The 19631-nt window shown below is 70.6% G+C and carries 16 protein-coding genes; 14 read left to right on the top strand and 2 right to left on the bottom strand.

Features of this window, described 5'->3' with window-relative positions:
- The first annotated feature begins 15 nt into the window (after positions 1–15).
- From AERO9AM_RS05205 to guaA, 8 genes are all read left to right on the top strand, one after another.
- Positions 16–660 (top strand): TetR/AcrR family transcriptional regulator, encoded by a 645-nt coding sequence (locus AERO9AM_RS05205; RefSeq protein WP_159575192.1) that lies wholly within the window; start codon positions 16–18, stop codon positions 658–660.
- 63 nt (positions 661–723) lie between these two features.
- The gene (locus AERO9AM_RS05210) at positions 724–999 is read left to right on the top strand and encodes a DUF2277 domain-containing protein (RefSeq protein WP_159575193.1); all 276 of its coding nucleotides are present in this window, start codon (positions 724–726) and stop codon (positions 997–999) included.
- A 71-nt stretch (positions 1000–1070) separates the two neighbouring features.
- Positions 1071–2192 carry a GuaB3 family IMP dehydrogenase-related protein gene (locus tag AERO9AM_RS05215; RefSeq protein WP_159575194.1) on the top strand — a complete coding sequence of 374 codons (1122 nt, stop codon included), beginning with the start codon at positions 1071–1073 and terminating at the stop codon, positions 2190–2192.
- An 86-nt stretch (positions 2193–2278) separates the two neighbouring features.
- Complete coding sequence (locus AERO9AM_RS05220) at positions 2279–3061, top strand: SURF1 family cytochrome oxidase biogenesis protein (RefSeq protein WP_159577381.1); 783 nt, start codon at positions 2279–2281, stop codon at positions 3059–3061.
- Positions 3062–3344: 283 nt separating this feature from the next.
- Positions 3345–5651 carry an ExeM/NucH family extracellular endonuclease gene (locus AERO9AM_RS17470; RefSeq protein ID WP_236602491.1) on the top strand — a complete coding sequence of 769 codons (2307 nt, stop codon included), beginning with the start codon at positions 3345–3347 and terminating at the stop codon, positions 5649–5651.
- A 64-nt stretch (positions 5652–5715) separates the two neighbouring features.
- Positions 5716–7974, top strand: a complete 2259-nt coding sequence (locus AERO9AM_RS17475; protein ID WP_236602685.1) for a 5'-nucleotidase C-terminal domain-containing protein — start codon at positions 5716–5718, stop codon at positions 7972–7974.
- A gap of 150 nt (positions 7975–8124) precedes the next feature.
- Positions 8125–8613, top strand: a complete 489-nt coding sequence (locus AERO9AM_RS05230) for a DUF3817 domain-containing protein (RefSeq protein WP_159575195.1) — start codon at positions 8125–8127, stop codon at positions 8611–8613.
- Positions 8610–10196, top strand: coding sequence for a glutamine-hydrolyzing GMP synthase (guaA, locus tag AERO9AM_RS05235; protein WP_159575196.1), 1587 nt, complete (start codon positions 8610–8612; stop codon positions 10194–10196). Before AERO9AM_RS05230 ends, guaA begins: the two co-directional genes overlap by 4 nt.
- Positions 10197–10389: 193 nt before the next feature.
- Here the strand turns inward: guaA and AERO9AM_RS05240 are convergent, their stop codons facing one another.
- Positions 10390–11064 carry a DNA alkylation repair protein gene (locus AERO9AM_RS05240; RefSeq protein ID WP_159575197.1) on the bottom strand — a complete coding sequence of 225 codons (675 nt, stop codon included), beginning with the start codon at positions 11062–11064 and terminating at the stop codon, positions 10390–10392.
- Between the two features lie 117 nt (positions 11065–11181).
- On the opposite strand from AERO9AM_RS05240, the gene AERO9AM_RS05245 reads away from it, so the two are divergent.
- Both AERO9AM_RS05245 and AERO9AM_RS05250 read left to right on the top strand, forming a co-directional pair.
- Positions 11182–11607, top strand: a complete 426-nt coding sequence (locus AERO9AM_RS05245) for a YciI family protein (protein ID WP_159575198.1) — start codon at positions 11182–11184, stop codon at positions 11605–11607.
- A 5-nt stretch (positions 11608–11612) separates the two neighbouring features.
- A complete protein-coding gene (locus AERO9AM_RS05250; protein ID WP_159575199.1) occupies positions 11613–12884 on the top strand; it encodes an RNA polymerase sigma factor in 1272 nt (423 codons plus the stop codon).
- 130 nt (positions 12885–13014) lie between these two features.
- On the opposite strand, the gene AERO9AM_RS05255 is transcribed toward AERO9AM_RS05250, so the two are convergent.
- Positions 13015–13941: a Bax inhibitor-1/YccA family protein gene (locus tag AERO9AM_RS05255; RefSeq protein WP_159575200.1), complete on the bottom strand. Its 927-nt coding sequence runs from the start codon at positions 13939–13941 to the stop codon at positions 13015–13017.
- A gap of 87 nt (positions 13942–14028) precedes the next feature.
- On the opposite strand from AERO9AM_RS05255, the gene AERO9AM_RS05260 reads away from it, so the two are divergent.
- The 4 genes from AERO9AM_RS05260 to AERO9AM_RS05275 all read left to right on the top strand — a co-directional run bounded on the left by AERO9AM_RS05260 (position 14029) and on the right by AERO9AM_RS05275 (position 19626).
- The gene (locus tag AERO9AM_RS05260; RefSeq protein WP_236602492.1) at positions 14029–15054 is read left to right on the top strand and encodes a glycerophosphodiester phosphodiesterase family protein; all 1026 of its coding nucleotides are present in this window, start codon (positions 14029–14031) and stop codon (positions 15052–15054) included.
- 53 nt (positions 15055–15107) lie between these two features.
- Positions 15108–17609 carry an ATP-dependent helicase gene (locus tag AERO9AM_RS05265; protein WP_159575201.1) on the top strand — a complete coding sequence of 834 codons (2502 nt, stop codon included), beginning with the start codon at positions 15108–15110 and terminating at the stop codon, positions 17607–17609.
- 56 nt (positions 17610–17665) lie between these two features.
- The gene (locus AERO9AM_RS05270; protein WP_159575202.1) at positions 17666–18823 is read left to right on the top strand and encodes an SseB family protein; all 1158 of its coding nucleotides are present in this window, start codon (positions 17666–17668) and stop codon (positions 18821–18823) included.
- Positions 18824–19002: 179 nt separating this feature from the next.
- Positions 19003–19626: a SipW-dependent-type signal peptide-containing protein gene (locus AERO9AM_RS05275; RefSeq protein ID WP_159575203.1), complete on the top strand. Its 624-nt coding sequence runs from the start codon at positions 19003–19005 to the stop codon at positions 19624–19626.
- The last annotated feature ends 5 nt before the right edge of the window (positions 19627–19631 follow it).

Raw genomic sequence — 19631 nt, forward strand, 5'->3', positions numbered from 1 at the left:
TGATAACCTTTCGGCATGACTTCCGCAGCGACCTCCGCCACCGACGCGACCGAGGATCCGGGTCGTCGCCTGTCCTCCGACGAGCGACGCGCGCAGATCATCCTCGCTGCGCTCACGATCTTCGGATCGCGGGGATACGAAGGTGCCACCACCGATCAGGTGGCCCGCGCCGCCGGGGTCAGCCAGCCCTACGTCGTGCGCCTGTTCGGCACCAAGGAGAACCTCTTCCTCGCGACCATCGAGTTCGCCCTCGAGCGTCTGCTCGCCGCCTTCCGCGCAGCGCTCGCGGCCTCCGACGAGGGCGGCGAACGCCCCGTCGGCCGGCGCATCGGCGAGGCCTACGTCGACCTCATCGAGGTGCGCGGACTGCACCAGACCCTCGCGCACGCCTACCTGCTCGGCAGCAACCCGGCCATCGGCGCGGCCGCACGACGCGGCTTCGCCACAGTGTGGCGCTTCTTCCGTGACGAGATGGGCCTCGACGCCGACGAGGCGCGCGAGTTCCTCGCCGAGGGCATGCTGATCAGCACCATGATCGGCCTGCGGATCGTGGACGATTACGGATCCGACCCGCAGATCACCGAGCTGTTCCGCGCCTGCTTCCCGAACAAGCTGCCCCACGTACTCGAGGTGCTCCCGCGCAGCGAGCACCGGCTCTGACGCCCGGCGACAGCGGGCGGAGCGTGCTTCCGCACGTCGGCGGTGCGGCGTAGCCTGGCGGGCATGTGCCGGAGCATCCACACCCTTCACAACTTCGAACCCGCGGCGACCTCAGACGAGGTGCATGCCGCCGCGCTGCAGTACGTGCGCAAGATCGCGGGGACGACGAAGCCGTCCAAGGCGAACCAGGAGGCGTTCGACCACGCCGTCGCCGAGATCGCGCACGTCACCCAGCACCTGCTCGACGCCCTCGTCGCGACCACCCCGCCGAAGAACCGCGAGGAGGAGGCGGAGAAGAAGCGCGCTCGGGCGATCGCCTCGGGCCGCTACGCCGCCTGATCCCCGGTGACGCGCCTCGTCGGGCGCCCGAGCCCGCGGAGAGCCGGGGGCAACCCGGGTAGTCTGAGGGGGTGACCCAGGAGATCGAGCTCGGCCGAGGCAAGCGCGCGCGCCGCGCATACACGTTCGACGACATCGCGGTGGTGCCGTCGCGGCGCACCCGCAACCCGGAGGACGTGTCCACCGCGTGGACGATCGACGCCTTCCCGTTCGAGATCCCGGTGCTCGGCGCCCCCATGGACTCCGTGATCAGCCCGCGCACCGCGATCATGCTGGGCCAGCTCGGCGGCCTGGGCGTGCTGGACCTCGAGGGGCTGTGGACCCGGTACGAGGATCCGGAGCCGCTGCTCGCCGAGATCGCGGGCCTCGACGAGGGCACCGCGACGACCCGCATGCAGCAGCTCTACGCCGAGCCGATCAAGCCGGAGCTCATCAAGACGCGCCTGGCCGAGATCCGTGAGGCCGGCGTCACCGTCGCCGGATCCCTCACGCCGCAGCGCACCCAGGAGCTCTACCAGACCGTCGTCGAGGCCGGCGTCGACCTGTTCGTCATCCGCGGCACGACCGTCTCCGCAGAGCACGTCTCGAGCGTCGCCGAGCCGCTGAACCTCAAGAAGTTCATCTACGACCTCGACGTCCCCGTGATCGTCGGCGGCGCCGCCACGTACACCGCAGCCCTGCACCTCATGCGCACGGGCGCCGCGGGGGTGCTCGTCGGGTTCGGCGGGGGAGCGGCGTCCACCACGCGTGCCACCCTGGGCATCCATGCGCCGATGGCCACCGCCGTGTCCGACGTCGCCGCGGCGCGCCGCGACTACCTCGACGAGTCGGGCGGGCGCTACGTGCACGTGATCGCCGACGGCGGCGTGGGCACCTCCGGCGACATCGTGAAGGCGCTCGCCATGGGCGCCGACGCGGTGATGCTCGGCGTCGCCCTCGCGCGCGCCACCGACGCACCCGGCCAGGGCTTCCACTGGGGTCCGGAGGCGCACCACCCGAAGCTGCCGCGCGGCCGCCGGGTCCGCGTCGACGGCGTCGCCACGCTCGAGGAGATCCTGTACGGTCCGGCTCCGGTCGCCGACGGCACCGCCAACCTCATCGGCGCGCTGCGCAAGTCGATGGCCACCACGGGCTACTCCGACCTCAAGGAGTTCCAGCGCGTCGAGGTCGTGCTGGCCCCGTACCAGTCCTGAGCCCGCAGCCGTTGAACCATCCCGTGTCGTCCCCGCAGCGCCCCGCAGCCCCTGCCCCGGAGTTCCCGCCGACCCTGCGCGAGGTGATGCTGCGCGGCCGGTGGATCGGGATGCTGCTGCTGTGCCTCGTCGTGGCCGGCGTGTTCGCCTGGCTCGGCCAGTGGCAGCTCGGGCGTGCCATCGACACCAGCCCGCCGCCTCCGGGCGCGACCGAGAAGGTGCTGCCGATCGATCAGGTGGTAAAGCCCGGCGCCTATCTCGACGCGCCGCTCGTCGGGCAGCGGACCGAGGCCAGCGGATCCTGGATCCCCGGTGACTTCCTCATCGTCTCCTCGCGGTTCAATGACGGCGTGGAGGGGTACTGGATCACCGGCCAGCTGCGCATCGCGGGGACGGCAGAGCCCACCTCGCTCGCCGTCGCGATCGGCTGGGCCGCGGATGAGAAGGCGGCCAAGGCGGCGGCGCAGCGTCTGGAGAAGATCGCGGACGGGTCCGTCATCACCGTGAAGGGCCGGCTGATCTCCGACGAGGGCCCGGTCGCGCCGCCCAAGGACCAGCCCGCGCGCATGGACCGGATGTCGCCCGCCGCGCTGCTCGGATTCTGGCACGACACCGCCGGGCTCGACGTGTACCGCCCGTATCTGGCCTCGGCGGCCCCGCTGGGCGGGCTCGCGGCGATCTCGTCGCCCGCGCCGGAGGAGCACTCCTCGGTCAACTGGCTGAACATCTTCTACGCCGTGGAGTGGGTGATCTTCGCCGGCTTCGCGTTCTACCTCTGGTACCGGCTCGCCAAGGACGCCTGGGAGCGCGAGGTCGAAGAGTTCGAGGAACGCGGCGGCGCCGCCGACCCGGGTCCGCGCGCCGCCTGAGCGTGTTGAAGGGATCCGGTCGTTCGCCCCGTCACCGAGCCCGTCCCGACGAACCATGGCAGCTCAGTGCTCTTTCGAGCGCAGATCGCGGTCGTCATGCACCTTCGCGCGCGAGCCGGTGAAGATCCGTTGTCCTGACAGTGAACTCCTCTCAGCGCCTCCCTAAGCTCCTTGAAGCCCGCGCACAGCCTCGCTTAGTGTCGGGTCGTATGCGCCGTCCCCAGACGGCGCCGTCGGCCATCCCACGAGGAGGCCGGCGCCGACCTCCGGAGGAGACAGCACCGTGACGAACGCCCCTGCCGACGAGAGCCGCGCGGTTCCCGTCGCGAATCGCAGAAGGCGGGTGCGCCTGTGCGCCCTCGCCGTCACCACCGTCAGCGCCGTGGGCGCGGGAGCCCTGATCGCGCTCCCCGCCTTCGCCAACACCTCGGGAACGGGGGTGGTGATCAACGAGGCGTACCTCTCCGGCGGCAGCACCGGCGCGGCGTTCACGAACAAGTTCGTCGAGCTCTACAACCCGACCGGATCCGCGATCGCGCTCGACGGCACCTCGATCCAGTACCGCTCGGCCAGCGGGACCGGCGCGTCCAACGGCGTCGTCCCTCTCGCCGGATCCATCCCCGCGCACGGCTACTACCTCGTCCAGGGCGGCAGCAACGGCGCGAACGGGGCGGCCCTGCCCGCCGCCGACGCCACGGGAGGCCTGAACCCCAGCGGCTCCGCGGGCACGATCGCCCTCGTCAAGGGCACCACGGCGATCACCCTGCCGACCGGATCCGTCACCGGCGACGCCAACGTGATCGATCTGCTCGGCTACGGCACGTCCAACACGTTCGAAGGTGCGGCAGCCGGCGCTCCCGCGGGCAACACCGACGTCAAGTCACTGAACCGCGCACAGGGCGCCGACTCCGACGCGAACGCCGCGGACTTCGCGCTCTCCGCGACCATCACGCCGACGAACACGAAGAACAACGGCACCGATCCCGGTCCGGAGCCCACGCCCACGCCCACGCCGACCCCGACGGACACGCCGGCGCCGGTCGAGACCAAGAGCATCGCCGAAGTGCAGGGCACCACGGACGTCTCGCCGTTCGTCGACCAGACCGTCACCGTCCAGGGCGTCGTCACGGGCGACTACCGCACCGGCGGATACAAGGGCGTCACGATCCAGACCCAGGGCACCGGCGGCGAGACCAAGACCGCGGGCGCCTCGGACGGCATCTTCGTCTACCTGAACGCGCTGGCCCCGGCCGTCGCACGCGGCGACCTCGTCTCCGTCACCGGCAAGGTGTCGGAGTACTTCGGGCAGACCCAGATCACGCCGGCATCCCTCGGCGACGTCACCGTGGTGACCGCCGGTGCGGGCGTCCCGCAGCCGGTCGCGCTCCCCGACAGCGTGCGCGGCGGCGACCGCGAGGCGTACGAGAACATGCTCGTCGCGCCCAGCGGCACCTACAAGCTCGCCTCCAGCCACCAGCTGTACAACTACGGCACGCTGTGGCTCAACGCCGGCGAGGCTCTGAACGTCAAGGCGACCGAGGTGGTCCGCCCGGGCCCCGAGGCCGACGCGATCACCGCGGCGAACCGCGCCAACCGGATGCTGCTCGACGACGGCTGGTCGTCGCAGATCGGCAAGAGCGGTCACACCGGCGGTCAGCCGTACTTCACGAAGGAGACGGTCGTCCGCAACGGCGACGTCGTGCACTTCCCCGCAGAGGGCGAGATCCTGCAGTACGGCTTCGACGACTGGCGCCTGCAGCCGGTGGTGCCGATCTCGGGCACGAGCGACGCCTCGCACAAGCCCACGTTCGGCAACGAGAACCCGCGCACGGATGCGCCTCCGGCGGTGGGCGGGGACGTGAAGGTGGCGTCGTTCAACGTCTACAACTTCTTCACGACCCTCTCGAGCCAGGATCCGAACGCCCGCGGCGCCAAGACCGACGAGCAGTTCCAGATCCAGCGCTCGAAGATCGTCTCGGCCATCAACGGCCTGGGCGCGGATGTGGTGGGCCTCATGGAGGTCGAGAACGGGCCGAAGTTCGGACTCCCGCTCGACGCCCCGCTGCAGAACCTCGTGCAGGGGCTCAACGACGCTGCCGGCTCCGACGTGTGGGACTACGTCCGCACGCCGGCGGTGCTGAACGACACCTCGATCACCGACGTCATCACGACGGCGATCATCTACAAGAAGGCGTCCGTGACCCTCAAGGGTGACGCGTCGACCATCGTGGACGAGACCGTGTTCGGCAACGCCCGCGAGCCCATCGCTCAGACGTTCCAGACGGCGCAGGGGCGCGTGCTCTCGGTCATCACCACGCACCTCAAGTCCAAGTCGCCGCCGCAGAACGCCGGTCCGGAGCCGGCCGACGGGCAGGGGCTTCTTCAACGCCGACCGCGTCGCCCAGGCCAAGGCCGAGCTCGCGTTCGCGCAGCAGGTGCAGAAGAGCTCGGGCAGCGACGATGTGTTCCTCGTGGGCGACTTCAACGCCTACGGCAAGGAGGACCCGATCGACGTCTTCGCCCAGGCCGGGTGGACCGACGTGGAGCCGACCTTCGCGCACGGGCAGTACACCTACTCCTTCGACGGTGAGCTGGGATCCCTCGACCACGTGATCGCGTCGCCGTCCGCGGCGAAGGCGATCACCGGCGCGGGCGTGTGGAACATCAACTCGCCGGAGTGGAGCGACCGCGGGTACGCGTTCGCGGCCACCGAGCCGGGCACGCCGTACCGCTCCAGCGACCACGACCCGATCGTCGTCGGCCTGAAGGGCGCAGCGGATCCGATCGACATCAACATCGCGACGATCAACGACTTCCACGGACGCATCGAGGCCGACGGCGCCGCCGCCGGTGCCGCGGTGGTGGCCGGTGCGGTCGAGCAGTTCCGGAAGCAGAACCCGAACACGATCTTCGCGGCCGCGGGCGACCTCATCGGCGCCTCCACGTTCACGTCCTTCATCCAGCAGGACAATCCCACGATCGACGCGCTCAACGCGGCCGGTCTCGAGGTGAGCGCGGCGGGCAACCACGAGTTCGACCAGGGCTACGCCGACCTCCGCGACCGGGTGATCCCGCGCGCGGACTGGACCTACCTGAGCTCCAACGTGTTCCAGACCGCAGACGGCACGCCGGCCCTCACCCCGGCGTGGGTGAAGGACGTGCAGGGCGTCAAGGTGGGCTTCATCGGCGCGGTCACCGAGGATCTGCCGACCCTCGTCTCGCCGGACGGCATGAAGGGCCTCGAGGTCCGCGACATCGCGACCTCGGTGAACCAGGTCGCCGCCACCCTCCGGGACGGCGACGAGTCCAACGGCGAGGCCGATGTGATCATCCTGCTCGTGCACGAAGGGGCGACCACCACCGATGTGGCCAGCATCACGCCGGAGTCGCGTCTCGGCGAGATCGTGAACGGCGTCGACAAGAGCGTGAACGCGATCGTCTCGGCGCACACGCACCTCGCGTACAACCATGTGATCGACGGCCGCCCCGTGGTCTCCGCGGGCCAGTACGGCGAGAACATGGGCCTGATGGATCTGAAGGTCGACCCGACCACGAAGAAGCTGCTCTCGATCACCAACGAGATCAAGCCGCTGACCGTCAACAAGGTGCCGCAGTATCCGGCCGACCCGGCGGTGCAGGCCATCGTCGACGCCGCCAAGATCAAGGCGGACGAGCTGGGCTCGGTGAAGCTCGGCGACATCACGGCCGACTTCAACCGTGCACGCCAGAGCGACGGCAAGACGGAGAACCGCGGTGGTGAGTCCACCCTGGGCAACTTCGTCGCCGACGTGCAGAAGTGGTCGACCGGTGCGGACTTCGCGTTCATGAACCCGGGCGGTCTGCGCGCCAACCTCACCTACGCGGCGAGCACCGCCGCAGGGGACACGGACGGCAGCGTGAGCTACCGGGAGGCGGCCACCGTGCAGCCGTTCGCCAACACCCTGATGACGGTGAAGCTCACCGGGGCGCAGGTGAAGCAGGTGCTCGAGCAGCAGTGGCAGCCCGCGGGATCCGCGCGGCCGTTCCTGAAGCTCGGCGTCTCGAAGGAGCTCACCTACACCTACGACCCGTCCGCGGCGGCGGGCTCGCACATCACGGGCATCCGCCTGAACGGCACGCCGATCGATCCCACCGCCACCTACACGGTGGGCGCGAACGCGTTCCTCGCGGCGGGCGGTGACGCCTTCACGGCGTTCCAGCAGGGCACCGACAAGAAGGACACCGGCAAGGTGGACCTGCAGTCGATGGTCGACTGGTTCGCCGCGAACAAGACGGCCTCGCCGGATCTCGCGCAGCGCGCGGTCGGCGCGGTGCTGACGGCCCCCGCGGACGCGGCCGGCTACAAGCCGGGAGAGAGCGTCACCCTGACGCTCAGCTCGCTCGCGTTCAGCGCGGGGGAGCCGGCTCCGGGCGACGTGACCGTCTCCCTCGGGGACACGGCGCTCGCCACGTCCGCGGTCAACCCGGCGGTCACCGTCGACGCCTTCGACGAGGCCGGCACGGCGACCCTGACATTCACGATCCCGCAGGGCGTGAACGGCGCGCAGGCGCTGCACGTCGCGGTCGCGGGCACCGGCACCACGGCCGACCTGCCGATCACCGTCGCCGGGGTCGTCGACCCGGGTCCGTTCACCGGGAAGATCAGCGTCGGCAGCGGCAAGGTCGCCGCCGGCGACTCCCTCACGGTGCGCGGCACGGAGTTCCTCGCGAACGAGTCGCTCACCCTCGAGCTGCGCGGCAAGAAGGGGGAGACGTACGACCTGGGCACCGCCGTGGTGACCTCCGACGGGACCTTCGCGGTGACCGTCACGATCCCGCGCGACGCGAAGGCCGGAAAGTGGACCCTCGCCGTCGTGCAGAGCAACGGCGAGGCCACGGCGTCGCTGAGCCTCAACAAGGGCAGGAACAGGTGATCCGTTGATCGGCTGATCGCCTCCGACGCGGCCGCCGGATCCGGGCAACCCCCGGAACCGGCGGCTTCGTCGTTCCCGGAGGATCGCAGGCGGCCCGGAGGATCGCGGGCGGCCCGGAGGCGCACAGGATCCGGCGGCTAGGATGGATCCATGCCCGAACCCAAGCCTGAGAGCTTCCAGGCCATCCGCGGCGCGCTGAAGTTCTACCAGATCGCCTCGATCATCACGGGAGTGATGCTGCTCCTGCTCGTGGCGGAGATGGTGCTCAAGTACACCCCGATCCACCTCGAGCTCTTCGCGGGTGGATCCGGCGGCTTCCTGTGGTTCGCCCCGGTCGTCGAGGGCGTGCACGGAGGCCTCGAGTCCACGGGCAACGGGCTGAACCTCTCGATGGGGATCCTGGTCGCGCACGGCTGGTTCTACGTCGTGTACCTGTTCGCCTGCTTCCGGGTGTGGAGCCTCATGCGCTGGCCGTTCCTGCGCTTCATCCTGCTCGCCCTCGGCGGCGTCGTGCCGTTCCTCTCCTTCATCATGGAGACCCGCGTCGCCCGCGAGGTGAAGGCCTACCTCGCCCGCCGCGAGGCCGCCGGCGCCCCACAGTCCTCCTCGACCGCTCCCGCCACGGAAGGTGCCCGTTGACCGACAAGACTCCCGACACAGAGCAGCGCCCCGCCCTCGTCGTCGACTTCGGCGCGCAGTACGCGCAGCTGATCGCCCGACGCGTCCGTGAGGCCGGCGTCTACAGCGAGATCGTGCCGCACACGGCGACCGCCGCCGAGATCGCGGCGAAGAACCCGGTCGCGCTGATCCTCTCCGGCGGTCCGTCGTCGGTGTACGAGGAGGGCGCTCCGCAGCTCGACCCGGGCGTGTTCGACCTCGGGGTGCCCACGCTCGGCATCTGCTACGGCTTCCAGTACATGGCGCGCACCCTGGGCGGCGAGGTCGCGAACACGGGCCTGCGCGAGTACGGCGCCACCGACGCCATGATCCCCGTGAACGACTCCACGCTGCTCGGCGGTCAGCCCGCGGAGCAGAACGTGTGGATGAGCCACGGCGACCAGGTCGCGAAGGCGCCGGAGGGCTTCGAGGTCCTCGCCTCGACCCCGGCGACCCCCGTCGCGGCGTTCGCCGACGAGGAGCGCAAGCTCTACGGCGTGCAGTGGCACCCCGAGGTGAAGCACTCCGACCACGGCCAGGAGATCATCGAGAACTTCCTGCACAAGGGCGCGGGCCTGCCCGCCGACTGGAACAGCGGCAACGTCATCGCTGAGCAGGTGGAGCGCATCCGTGCCCAGGTCGGGGACGCGCGCGTCATCTCGGCGCTGTCCGGCGGCGTCGACTCCGCCGTCTCCACGGCGCTCGTGCACAAGGCCATCGGCGACCAGCTCACCGCGGTGTTCGTCGACCACGGACTGCTGCGCAAGGGCGAGCGCGAGCAGGTCGAGCGCGACTACGTCGCCTCCACCGGCGTGCGCCTGATCACGGTCGACGCGGCCGACACGTTCCTCGGCCACCTCGCGGGCGTGACGGATCCGGAGACCAAGCGCAAGATCATCGGCCGCGAGTTCATCCGCGCGTTCGAGCAGGTGCAGCGCGACCTCGTCGAGGAGGCGAAGGCCTCGGGCGAGAAGGTGAAGTTCCTCGTGCAGGGCACGCTCTACCCCGACGTGGTCGAGTCGGGCGGCGGATCCGGCACCGCGAACATCAAGTCGCACCACAACGTCGGCGGCCTCCCCGACGACCTCGACTTCGAGCTCATCGAGCCGCTGCGCACCCTCTTCAAGGATGAGGTGCGCGCGATCGGCCGCGAGCTCGGGATCCCCGAGGCGATCGTCGGCCGCCAGCCGTTCCCCGGCCCCGGCCTCGGCATCCGCATCATCGGCGAGGTCACCCGGGAGCGCCTGGACATCCTCCGCGAGGCCGACGCGATCGCCCGCGAGGAGCTGTCCCTCGCCGGGCTCGACCAGGCGATCTGGCAGTGCCCCGTGGTCCTGCTCGCCGACGTGCGCTCCGTGGGCGTGCAGGGCGACGGCCGCACCTACGGCCACCCCGTCGTGCTGCGCCCGGTGTCGTCCGAGGACGCGATGACCGCCGACTGGACCCGCCTGCCGTACGACGTGCTCGCGAAGATCTCGAACCGCATCACGAACGAGGTGCGCGAGGTCAACCGGGTGGTGCTCGACGTCACGTCGAAGCCGCCGGCAACCATCGAGTGGGAGTGAAACTCCCGCTCGACAGGAGGCGCCGGTGGCACTCGGCCGCGCCAGCGGTCGAGTGGGAGTGAAACTCCCGCTCGACAGGAGGCGCCGGTGGCACTCGGCCGCGCCAGCGGTCGAGTGGGAGTGACGCAGCAGCTCCGGGATATGACGAGAGGGCGCGGGCTTCGGCTCGCGCCCTCTCGCGTTCCGTGGGCGATCAGGTCAGGTGCTTCAGCGCTTCGCGGCGGCTGAGCGGCGAGAGGCCGGGATGGGCGTCGACGAACGCGCGCACCCAGTCCGGATCCGTCCGGGCGTGGTCGCGCAGCGCCCAGCCGATCGCCTTGCGGAGGAAGAACTCCGGATCCGCGATGTTCGCCTCGATGGCGTCCGTCAGCAGTGCACGATCCACGCGATCCTTGCGGCCCAGCTGCGCGATGATCGCGGCGCGGCGGATCCAGAGGTCCTCGTCGTCGGCCCAGACGCGCAGCTCCACGGACAGCTCGGCGGGGTGCACGTCCAGCAGGTCCGCCAGTCGGTGCGCGACCTCGTCGACATGATCCCACCAGGCGCCGGTGCGGATCATCTCCTCGTGCACCTCCAGGAGATCGAGCCGTCCGCGCAACGGGCGCAGCGCCATCAGCGCCTGGGCGGCATAGCGCTCCTCGCGATAGGCCGCGCCGCGCCACAGGTCGAGCGCGGCGTCGCGCAACAGGTCCGGATCGCCGATGCCGCCCGCGGCCTCCTTCGCCAGCCGGCGCGCCTCCGGCACCCGCACGCCCAGGAACGGCATCGCCGACTTCATGTAGGCCTGCTGCCCGGGAGCGAACGCCGGATCCGCCGTCGCGCGCAGGGCCTCCCGAATCGTCGCGACCAGCGCGTGTGCGGACTCCACATCGCGAGTCTAGGAAATCCGTCGGACTTTTTTCGGATGGCTGTCGATCCGTCGTCTTCTCGTTCGACGTCTTGAGTGAGAGGGTCGAGAGACGACCCCCAGGAGGAGACAGACACCATGAAGTTCATGCTGATCATGCGCGCGACCGACGAGGCCGTCGAGGCGTACAAGGACATGCCCTTCGACGAGGTCATCGCGGCGATGGGCCGCTACAACGAGTCGATGATCAAGGCCGGCGTGCTGCTGGCAGGCGAGGGGCTCACCGACGCGGCCGAGGGCTTCGTCGTGGACTTCTCCGCGGAGACGCCGCTCGTCACCGACGGCCCGTACGGGGAGACCAAGGAGCTCTTCAACGGGTTCTGGATCATCGAGACGTCCTCGCGCGAGGAAGCCGCGGAGTGGGCGAAGCGCGCTCCGCTCGGGCCGGGATCCTTCCTGGAGGTGCGTCGCGTCACCGAGCTGGAGGACTTCCCCGCCGACAACGAGTGGGTGCAGAAGGAGGCCGGCTGGCGCGAGGAGGCGGCTGCTCGCGCGGCCGAGTGACTCCGATGACAGGCTCCCCTGCGGCGACGGCGGGCTCGGACGTCGAGCGCGCCGTCGCCGCCGTGTGGCGCATCGAGTCGGCGCGCATCGTGGCGACGCTCACCCGCTTCACCGGGGACTTCGGGCTTGCGGAGGACCTGGCCCAGGACGCGCTGCTCGAGGCGGTCTCGCAGTGGCCGCGCGATGGAGTGCCCGCGAATCCCGCGGCGTGGCTGACCGCCGTGGCGAAACGCCGCGCGATCGACGGCTGGCGACGTCGCGAGCGCTACGACGACCGGCTCGCCGTGATCGCGCACGACCTGGAGCAGGAGCAGGACGCCGCACTCGACGCGGATCCGTGGGATCCCGATGCGATCGACGACGACGTGCTGCGGCTGGTGTTCATCGCCTGCCACCCCGTGCTCTCCCGCGAGGCGCGTGTCGCCCTCACACTCCGGGTCGTGGCCGGCCTGACGACGGAGCAGATCGCCCGGGCCTTCCTCGTGCCGACGGCGACGGTGCAGCAGCGCATCGTGCGCGCCAAGAAGACCCTGGCCGCCGCCAGGGCACCGTTCGAGGTGCCGCCGCGTGAGGAGTTCCCCGCCCGGCTCGGCGCCGTGCTCGGTGTGCTGTACCTGGTGTTCAACGAGGCGCACGCCGCAACGGCGGGGGAGGATCTGCTCCGCCCCGACCTGGGGCGCGAGGCGATCCGGCTCGCCCGGGTGCTGGCCGCGCTCATGCCGGGCGAACCAGACGTGCACGCGCTGCTCGCGCTCATGGAGCTGACGGCTGCCCGGTTCCCGGCGCGGGTGGACGCGAACGGGGATCCGGTGCTGCTCTCCGACCAGGACCGCAGCCTGTGGGACCGGGGACGGATCGCGCGCGGGCGTGCCGCCCTGGCTCGTGCCGACGGGCTCGGGCGCGGGCGCGGCGCCTATGCGCTGCAGGCGGCGATCGCGGAGTGCCATGCCGTCGCGCCGTCGGTCGAGGAGACCGACTGGGAGCGCATCGTCGTGTTGTACGAGGCGCTGGGCCGGATCGCGCCGTCGCCGGTGGTCGAGCTGAACCGCGCGGCAGCGGTCGCGATGGCGACCGGCCCGGCTTCGGCGCTGCGCATCGTCGACGGCCTCATCGCGGAGGGCGCGCTGCGCGGCTACCACCTGCTGCCGGCGACGCGCGCTGAGCTTCTGCTCCGACTCGGGCGCGACGACGAGGCGCGTTCGGAGTTCGCCGCCGCTGCGGCCCTCGCCGGCAACGACCGCGAGCGCGCGCTGCTCGAGCAGAAGGCGCGCGGCTGACCGCGCAGCGCCTCGGCGTCCTTGGTCCCGCGGCGCTCGCTCAGAACCTGTCCGCTCGCGGTACGTGCTCCGGGGACGACGAAGGCCGCCCTCCGAGGAGAGCGGCCTTCGAGCGGTGTCTGCGACGGCGTCAGTTGTTGCGCGCGATCGCGATCATCCGCAGGATCTCGACGTACAGCCACACCACGGTGACCATGATGCCGAAGCCGCCGAGCCAGCCGTACACGCGCGGGGCGCCGTTGCGCACGCCCTGCTGCACCTGGTCGAAGTCCATCACCAGCGAGTACGCGGCGAGGAACACGACGAGCACGCCGATGATGAGGCCGAGCGGGATCCCGGCGACCTTTGCGCTGTACAGGCCGAACATCTGGTTCGCCGGCAGCACGTTGAACACCATCAGGACGACGTTGAGCAGCGAGAACAGCAGGTAGCCGAGCATCGCGATCATCACGATCTTGGTCATCTTCGCCGACGCGCGGACCTTGCCGCTCGCGAACAGCGCGAGCGTGACCGCCACGACCGCTGCGGTCGCGAGCGTCGCCTGCAGCACGATGCCGGGCCACAGCACCTCGAAGAACGCGGAGATGCCGCCGATGAAGAGGCCCTCGAACGCGGAGTACGCGAAGATCAGGCCCGGGCGCACCTTCTTGCGCGAGGTGAAGCTCACGACCATGGCGAGCACGAAGCCGCCGAGCGCGCCGACGGCCCACGGCCAGATCGCGATGGCGGAGGGCGTGCGCGGCACGGCGACCCCGCCGAGGGTGAAGACCCAGCCGATCGCGGCGAAGACGAGCAGGATCCCGAACAGGCCCGCGGTCTTCCAGACCGTGTCCTCGACGGTCATCCGGTCGGTCTCGATGGCACCGGCGGACGGCGCCGCATACATGCCCTCGAGGTTCGCGTTGACGGCGGCCTGCTGGGCGGCGGCGAGCTGGCTCGCCGGGGGCGGCGGCGCGTACTGACCGTTCTGGCCTGCCTGGGCGCCTCCGGGATAGGTTGCGACGGCGCGCGGATCCCGCTCCTTGAACGCCGGGTTGTTGAACGCGAAGTTGCTCATGGTCGGCCTCACTCCTCAGAAGTGGTGGTCATCTTCCCTCTACGATAGCCGCGGAATCTCCGCAGGGCACTGCCGTACGCTGAGAGCGTGACCCGACGGATCCCGCCCGACGTCCCGCCGATCCACCGGGCCGCCGGTCCGCTCCTCATCGGTCATCGCGGTGCCCCCGGCTACCGTCCCGAGCACACCGCCTCGTCGTACCGGCTCGCCTTCGCGATGGGCGCGGACGCCGTGGAGCCCGACGTCGTCGCCACCGCAGACGGCGTGCTCGTGATCCGGCACGAGAACGAGATCTCCGGCACCACCGACGTCGCGGAGCATCCGGAGTTCGCCGAGCGGCGCACCATCAAGCGCATCGACGGGGAGTCCCTCACCGGATGGTTCACCGAGGACTTCACCTGGGCCGAGCTCGCCACGCTGCGCTGCCGCGAGCGGATCCCCGCGCTGCGCCCGGGATCCGCCGAGTACGACGGGAACGAGCCGATCCTGCGACTGGGCGACCTGCTGCGGCTCGTCGAGGAGGCGTCGGTCGAGCACGGACGCGACATCGGCGTCGTCCTGGAGATCAAGCACGCCACGTACTTCGCCGGGATCGGGCATGACCTGGCCGCACTAGTCGAGCGGGATCTGCGCGCCGCCGGATGGGCGTCGGGGGAGCATCCTCTGTGGGTCGAGTCGTTCGAGCAGACCGTGCTGGCCGAGCTGCGGGCGCGCGGCGTCGCCGGCACCTTCATCTACCTCCTCGAGGCGAGCGGATCGCCGGCGGATCTGGTCGCCCGCGACGGCGGGGCGGCGCCGGCCTACGCGGACGCGCTGACGCCGGCCGGGCTCGACGCGCTCGCCCGCGACGTGGACGGCATCAGCGTCGACAAGGAGATCCTGCTGCGCGCCGACGGTCCGGAGCTCGTCGCGGCGGCGCACCGGCGCGGCCTGCGCGTCCTCACCTGGACCTGCCGTCCCGAGAACGCCTTCCTCGATCCCCGATTCCGCATCGGCGACGACGCGGCGGCGTACGGCGACTACCGGGCGGAGTGGGAGAGGATCGCGCAGACCGGCCTCGACGGGGTGTTCCTGGACCATCCCGACCTCGGGGCGGACGCATTCCGGGCGTGACCGGAGCGACGGCCGGACTCGAGGTCGGTGGCCCGACCTAGACTTGAGAGGTCATGAGCGAAGCCCCTTCTCCCGTCATCCTCCCGCCGGTCCCTGAGCCCGCCGAAGGGTCCTCTCACGGAGGCCGGCAGGGAGCGGCAGCCGGCGCGCACGCCGATCTGCTCGCGGGGCTCAACCCGCAGCAGCTCGACGCGGTCACCTACCGCGGTCAAGCGTTGCTCATCGTCGCCGGCGCGGGATCGGGCAAGACCAGCGTGCTCACCCGTCGCATCGCCCTGCTGCTGCGTCAGCGCGAGGCGTGGCCGAGCCAGATCCTCGCGATCACCTTCACGAACAAGGCCGCAGGGGAGATGCGCGAGCGCGTCGAGCAGCTCGTCGGCGACACCGCGCGAGGCATGTGGATCTCGACGTTCCACTCCGCGTGCGTGCGGATCCTGCGCCGCGAGGCCGAGCAGTTCGGCTTCACGAAGTCGTTCACGATCTACGACTCCGGCGACTCGCGCGCCCTCATCAAGCGGCTCGTCAAGGAGCACGAGGCCGACGCCTACGGGTATACCCCGGCCGCCATCCAGTCGCGCATCTCGAAGCTGAAGAACGAGCTGCAGGATGCGGAGTCCTTCGCGCGGCAGGCGAACATGTCGGATCCGGCGGAGCGCGTCTTCGCCGAGGTGTTCGCCGACTACCAGCGCCAGCTGCAGAAGGCGAACGCCTTCGACTTCGACGACCTCATCGGGCAGACCGTCTACCTGTTCCGTGCGTTCCCCCAGATCGCCGACACCTACCGGCGCCGCTTCCGGCACATCCTGGTCGACGAGTACCAGGACACCAACGCCGCCCAGTACGCCCTGATCCACGAGCTCACCCGGCCGGTCCAAGGCGGCGGCGCCCCGGAACCGTATGCCTCGAACGGCATGATGATCTTTGAGCCCGATCCGCACGACGCCGCGGGGGCCGAGCCGGGCGCCGCTCTCACCGTCGTCGGCGACTCGGATCAGTCCATCTACGCCTTCCGCGGCGCGGACATCCGCAACATCAGCGAGTTCGAGCGCGACTTCCCCGGCGCCAAAGTCGTGCTGCTGGAGCAGAACTACCGCTCGACGCAGAACATCCTGTCGGCGGCCAACGCGGTGATCAGCAACAACTTCGACCGCAAGGAGAAGAAGCTGTGGAGCGACAAGGGATCCGGTGACGCGATCGTCGGGTTCACCGGCTACTCCCAGCACGACGAGGCCCAGTTCGTCGCCGACGAGATCGAGGCGCTGCGTCGCGCCGGCATGCCGTACGGCGAGATGGCCGTGTTCTACCGCACCAACTCGCAGTCGCGCGCGCTGGAGGAGATCTTCATCCGCTCCGCGGTGCCCTACAAGATCATGGGTGGCACCAAGTTCTACGAGCGCGCCGAGATCAAGGACGCGCTCGCCTACCTCGTCGCGGTCGCAAACCCCGCCGACGAGATGGCCGTGCGGCGGATCCTGAACAAGCCGCGCCGCGGCATCGGCGATGTCACCGAGACCTCCATCGCACGCTTCGCGGAGGAGCACTCGCTGAGCTTCCGCGACGCGCTCGCGCATCCGACGCAGCTCGGGGTGGGGCCGAAGATCCAGGCCGCGATCGCGCAGCTGGACGCCGTGCTGCGCGAGGCGACCGAGATCATGCTGCCCGCCAGCGGCGAGATCGCACCTCCGACGGCGGTCGCCGAGGGACTCACGCTGCTGCTGCAGAAGAGCGGCTACATGGACGCCCTGCGCGCGAGCCGGGACCCGCAGGACGAGGCGCGCCTGGAGAACCTGGACGAGCTCATCGCGGTCACCCGCGACTTCGCGCGCAACAACCCCGAGGGCACGATCTCCGACTTCCTCACCGAGGTCGCGCTCGTCTCCGACGCGGACGACCTCGACGACGAGTCCGGCGTGGTGTCGCTGATGACGATGCACACCGCCAAGGGGCTCGAGTTCGACGCCGTGTTCGTGACCGGTGTCGAGGAAGACCTGATCCCGCACCGCATCTCGGCGAACGAGCCGGGCGGACCGCAGGAGGAGCGCCGCCTGTTCTACGTCGGCATCACCCGCGCCCGCAAGCGGCTGCACCTGTCGCTGGCGATGACCCGTGCGCAGTTCGGCGAGGTGTCGGTGGCGATGCCGAGCCGGTTCCTGCAGGAGATCCCCTCCGAGCTCATCGACTGGCGGCAGTCGCCGGGAGACGTGAACTCCCGCGGTGGCACCCAGTCGCGCGCGCTCAACGCCCGCCGCCCTGGTGGCTTCGGCGGTTCCGGGGGCTCGGGCGACCGCTTCGCCGCCCGACCGCTGCCCCAGCGCGAGGGCCTCAAGCCCCTGTCGACCGCGATGGACAAGTTCCCGAACCGGGTGACCGCGAAGGTGCGCGACAACGGCGATCTCGAGCTGAACGCCGGGGACCGGATCCGCCACGACGACTTCGGCGAGGGAAAGGTCGAGGCGATCACGGGCGAGGGTGCCAAGCGCATCGCCCACGTGCGCTTCGACTCCGCGGGGCAGAAGAAGCTGCTCGTCAAGATCGCGCCGATCCAGAAGCTCTGAGGATCCGGTGTCGATCGGCGGCCTTCACGGCCGGCCGGCGCGGTTAGGCTGGGCCCATGGGCCTTTTCTCGCGCCGTAGCAAGCAGGACGACGTCGTCACGCCGGAGTCCGCTCCCGCCGCCGAGGAGGACGCCGCCGCTCCCGACACGACCGCTGCCGATACGACCGCGGATGTCGCGGCGGACACAGCCGGCGACGCGACGCCCGTGGTGAACGTCTCCGTACAGGCGTTCCGCGGGCTCGGAGCTCCGGCCGGCCCGGAGGTCGCAGCACCCGCGCCGGCCCCCGAGGCGGGCCACGACCTGACCGCCCCCGGCGTCGAGGAGGCGCCGACGGCGTCCGCCCCGAGCCCGTCCGCCCCGGCGTCGTCCGGCCGCCCGCCGCTTCCGCTCGCTCCTGCGGATCCGCCGGAGCAGACCGAGTCGATCCCCGGCATGCCCGACAACGTGCTGCTGCGCGAAGCGCTGGCCATGCTCGGGCCGGACCCGAGCCAGGCCGAGCTGCTCGGTGTGCTGCGCCAGTCGCTGCAGGGGAACCTCTTCCTGCGCGTCAGCGGGGACGCGGGCGAGCAGATCAGGGAGGGCAAGCCGCTCGCCGTTGCCGTGGTCAACGACGGGGAGAACTCGTTCATGCTGGCGTTCAGCTCGGCGGCCGCGGTGCGCGACTCCGTGCAGCAGGGCGATGAGGATCCGTCCGAGACGTCCGCGGTCGTCCAGCCGGTCCAGGCGGTCTACCAGAACGTCGTCCAGGGGCCGTTCGCCGGCCTCATCATCGACAACGCCTCCGAGCCGCACCGGGTGGTGTTCCCCTCGGAGATCCTGCAGAAGGCGCTGGAAGAGGCGGATCCGACCTTCGCCGTCAAGACGCTGCTGGCGACGCCGCGCGCCGCAGACTCCGAGGCGCGCGTGGCGGAGGCCCTGACCACGGCGCGGCTGTGGGTGGCGGTGAGCGACGTGGACGGCGACGGACAGTATGGCGTCGCCGAGGCGCACACGCCCGACGGGCGGCGTTTCCTGCAGCTGTTCAGCCACCCGCTCGAGGTGATCGCGCTCGGCCGGGGTGACCAGCCGCTGCCGTTCTCCGCAGAGCAGATCGGCGCGGTCATGGTGCAGCAGCCAGGCTTGGACGGCGTGCTCATCGACGCGGCGGGCCCCGCCATCACGGTGAGCCGGGACGCTCTGGCGCCCGTGATCGCGCTCGCCCCGGCGGAATAGGCCCGGAGCGAGGCGGTTCGCCCGCACGGGGGCCCGCTCCTCAAGGTCCCCTGCAGGCGCGTCGGCCTCACCTCAAGGTTGTGCGAAGGAAGCCTGAAGACCCGTTCAGTCCTCTTGTCAACCGGTATTTCGGAATCCAGCATGGGGTTAAACGTCCCAGCCGATTCAAAGGATTCCTGATGACCACCGTGACACGCACCACTCGTACCCGCCGCAAGGTCCTCGCCGTGCTGGCCGGAGGCCTCGTCCTCGGCGTCGGCGCCGCCATCACGCTCGCCGCGTGGAACGACTCCGAGTACGCGACCGGCACCTTCACCGCCGGCTCTTTCAACCTCCAGGGCTCGACCGACGGCACCACCTACGCCGATCACGCCACCGCGCCGGGGGCGGGCCTGACGTTCTCCGCGAACTTCAGCAACCTCACGCCGGGCGACAGCGTGTACGCGTCGTACTGGCTGCAGCTCGACAAGAACACGACCAGCCCGGCGACGGTCACCCCCGCCCTCGACGCGACGTCCGGCACGGGCGTCAACGCGTCGGCCATCTCGTACAAGGTCTACACGATCCCCAGCGCCACCGCGTGCGACGTGAACGTCGCCACGACCGGCACGCTCATCCTGTCCGGCGCGAACCTCAGCACCGCCACCGGCGCGACCACGTTCTCGCTCGCCAAGGGCACGCCGCCGACCACGGCCGGCGTCGCGCAGAAGCTCTGCTTCGTCGCGACGGCCGGAACCCAGGCGGTGCTGCAGCAGGGCGGGGCCGGAACGGCCGTCTGGAAGTTCACGGCGACCTCGAACTGATCCGT

This window comes from Microbacterium sp. 8M (genome assembly GCF_902506375.1).
In the GTDB taxonomy this organism is placed as follows: Bacteria; Actinomycetota; Actinomycetes; order Actinomycetales; family Microbacteriaceae; genus Microbacterium.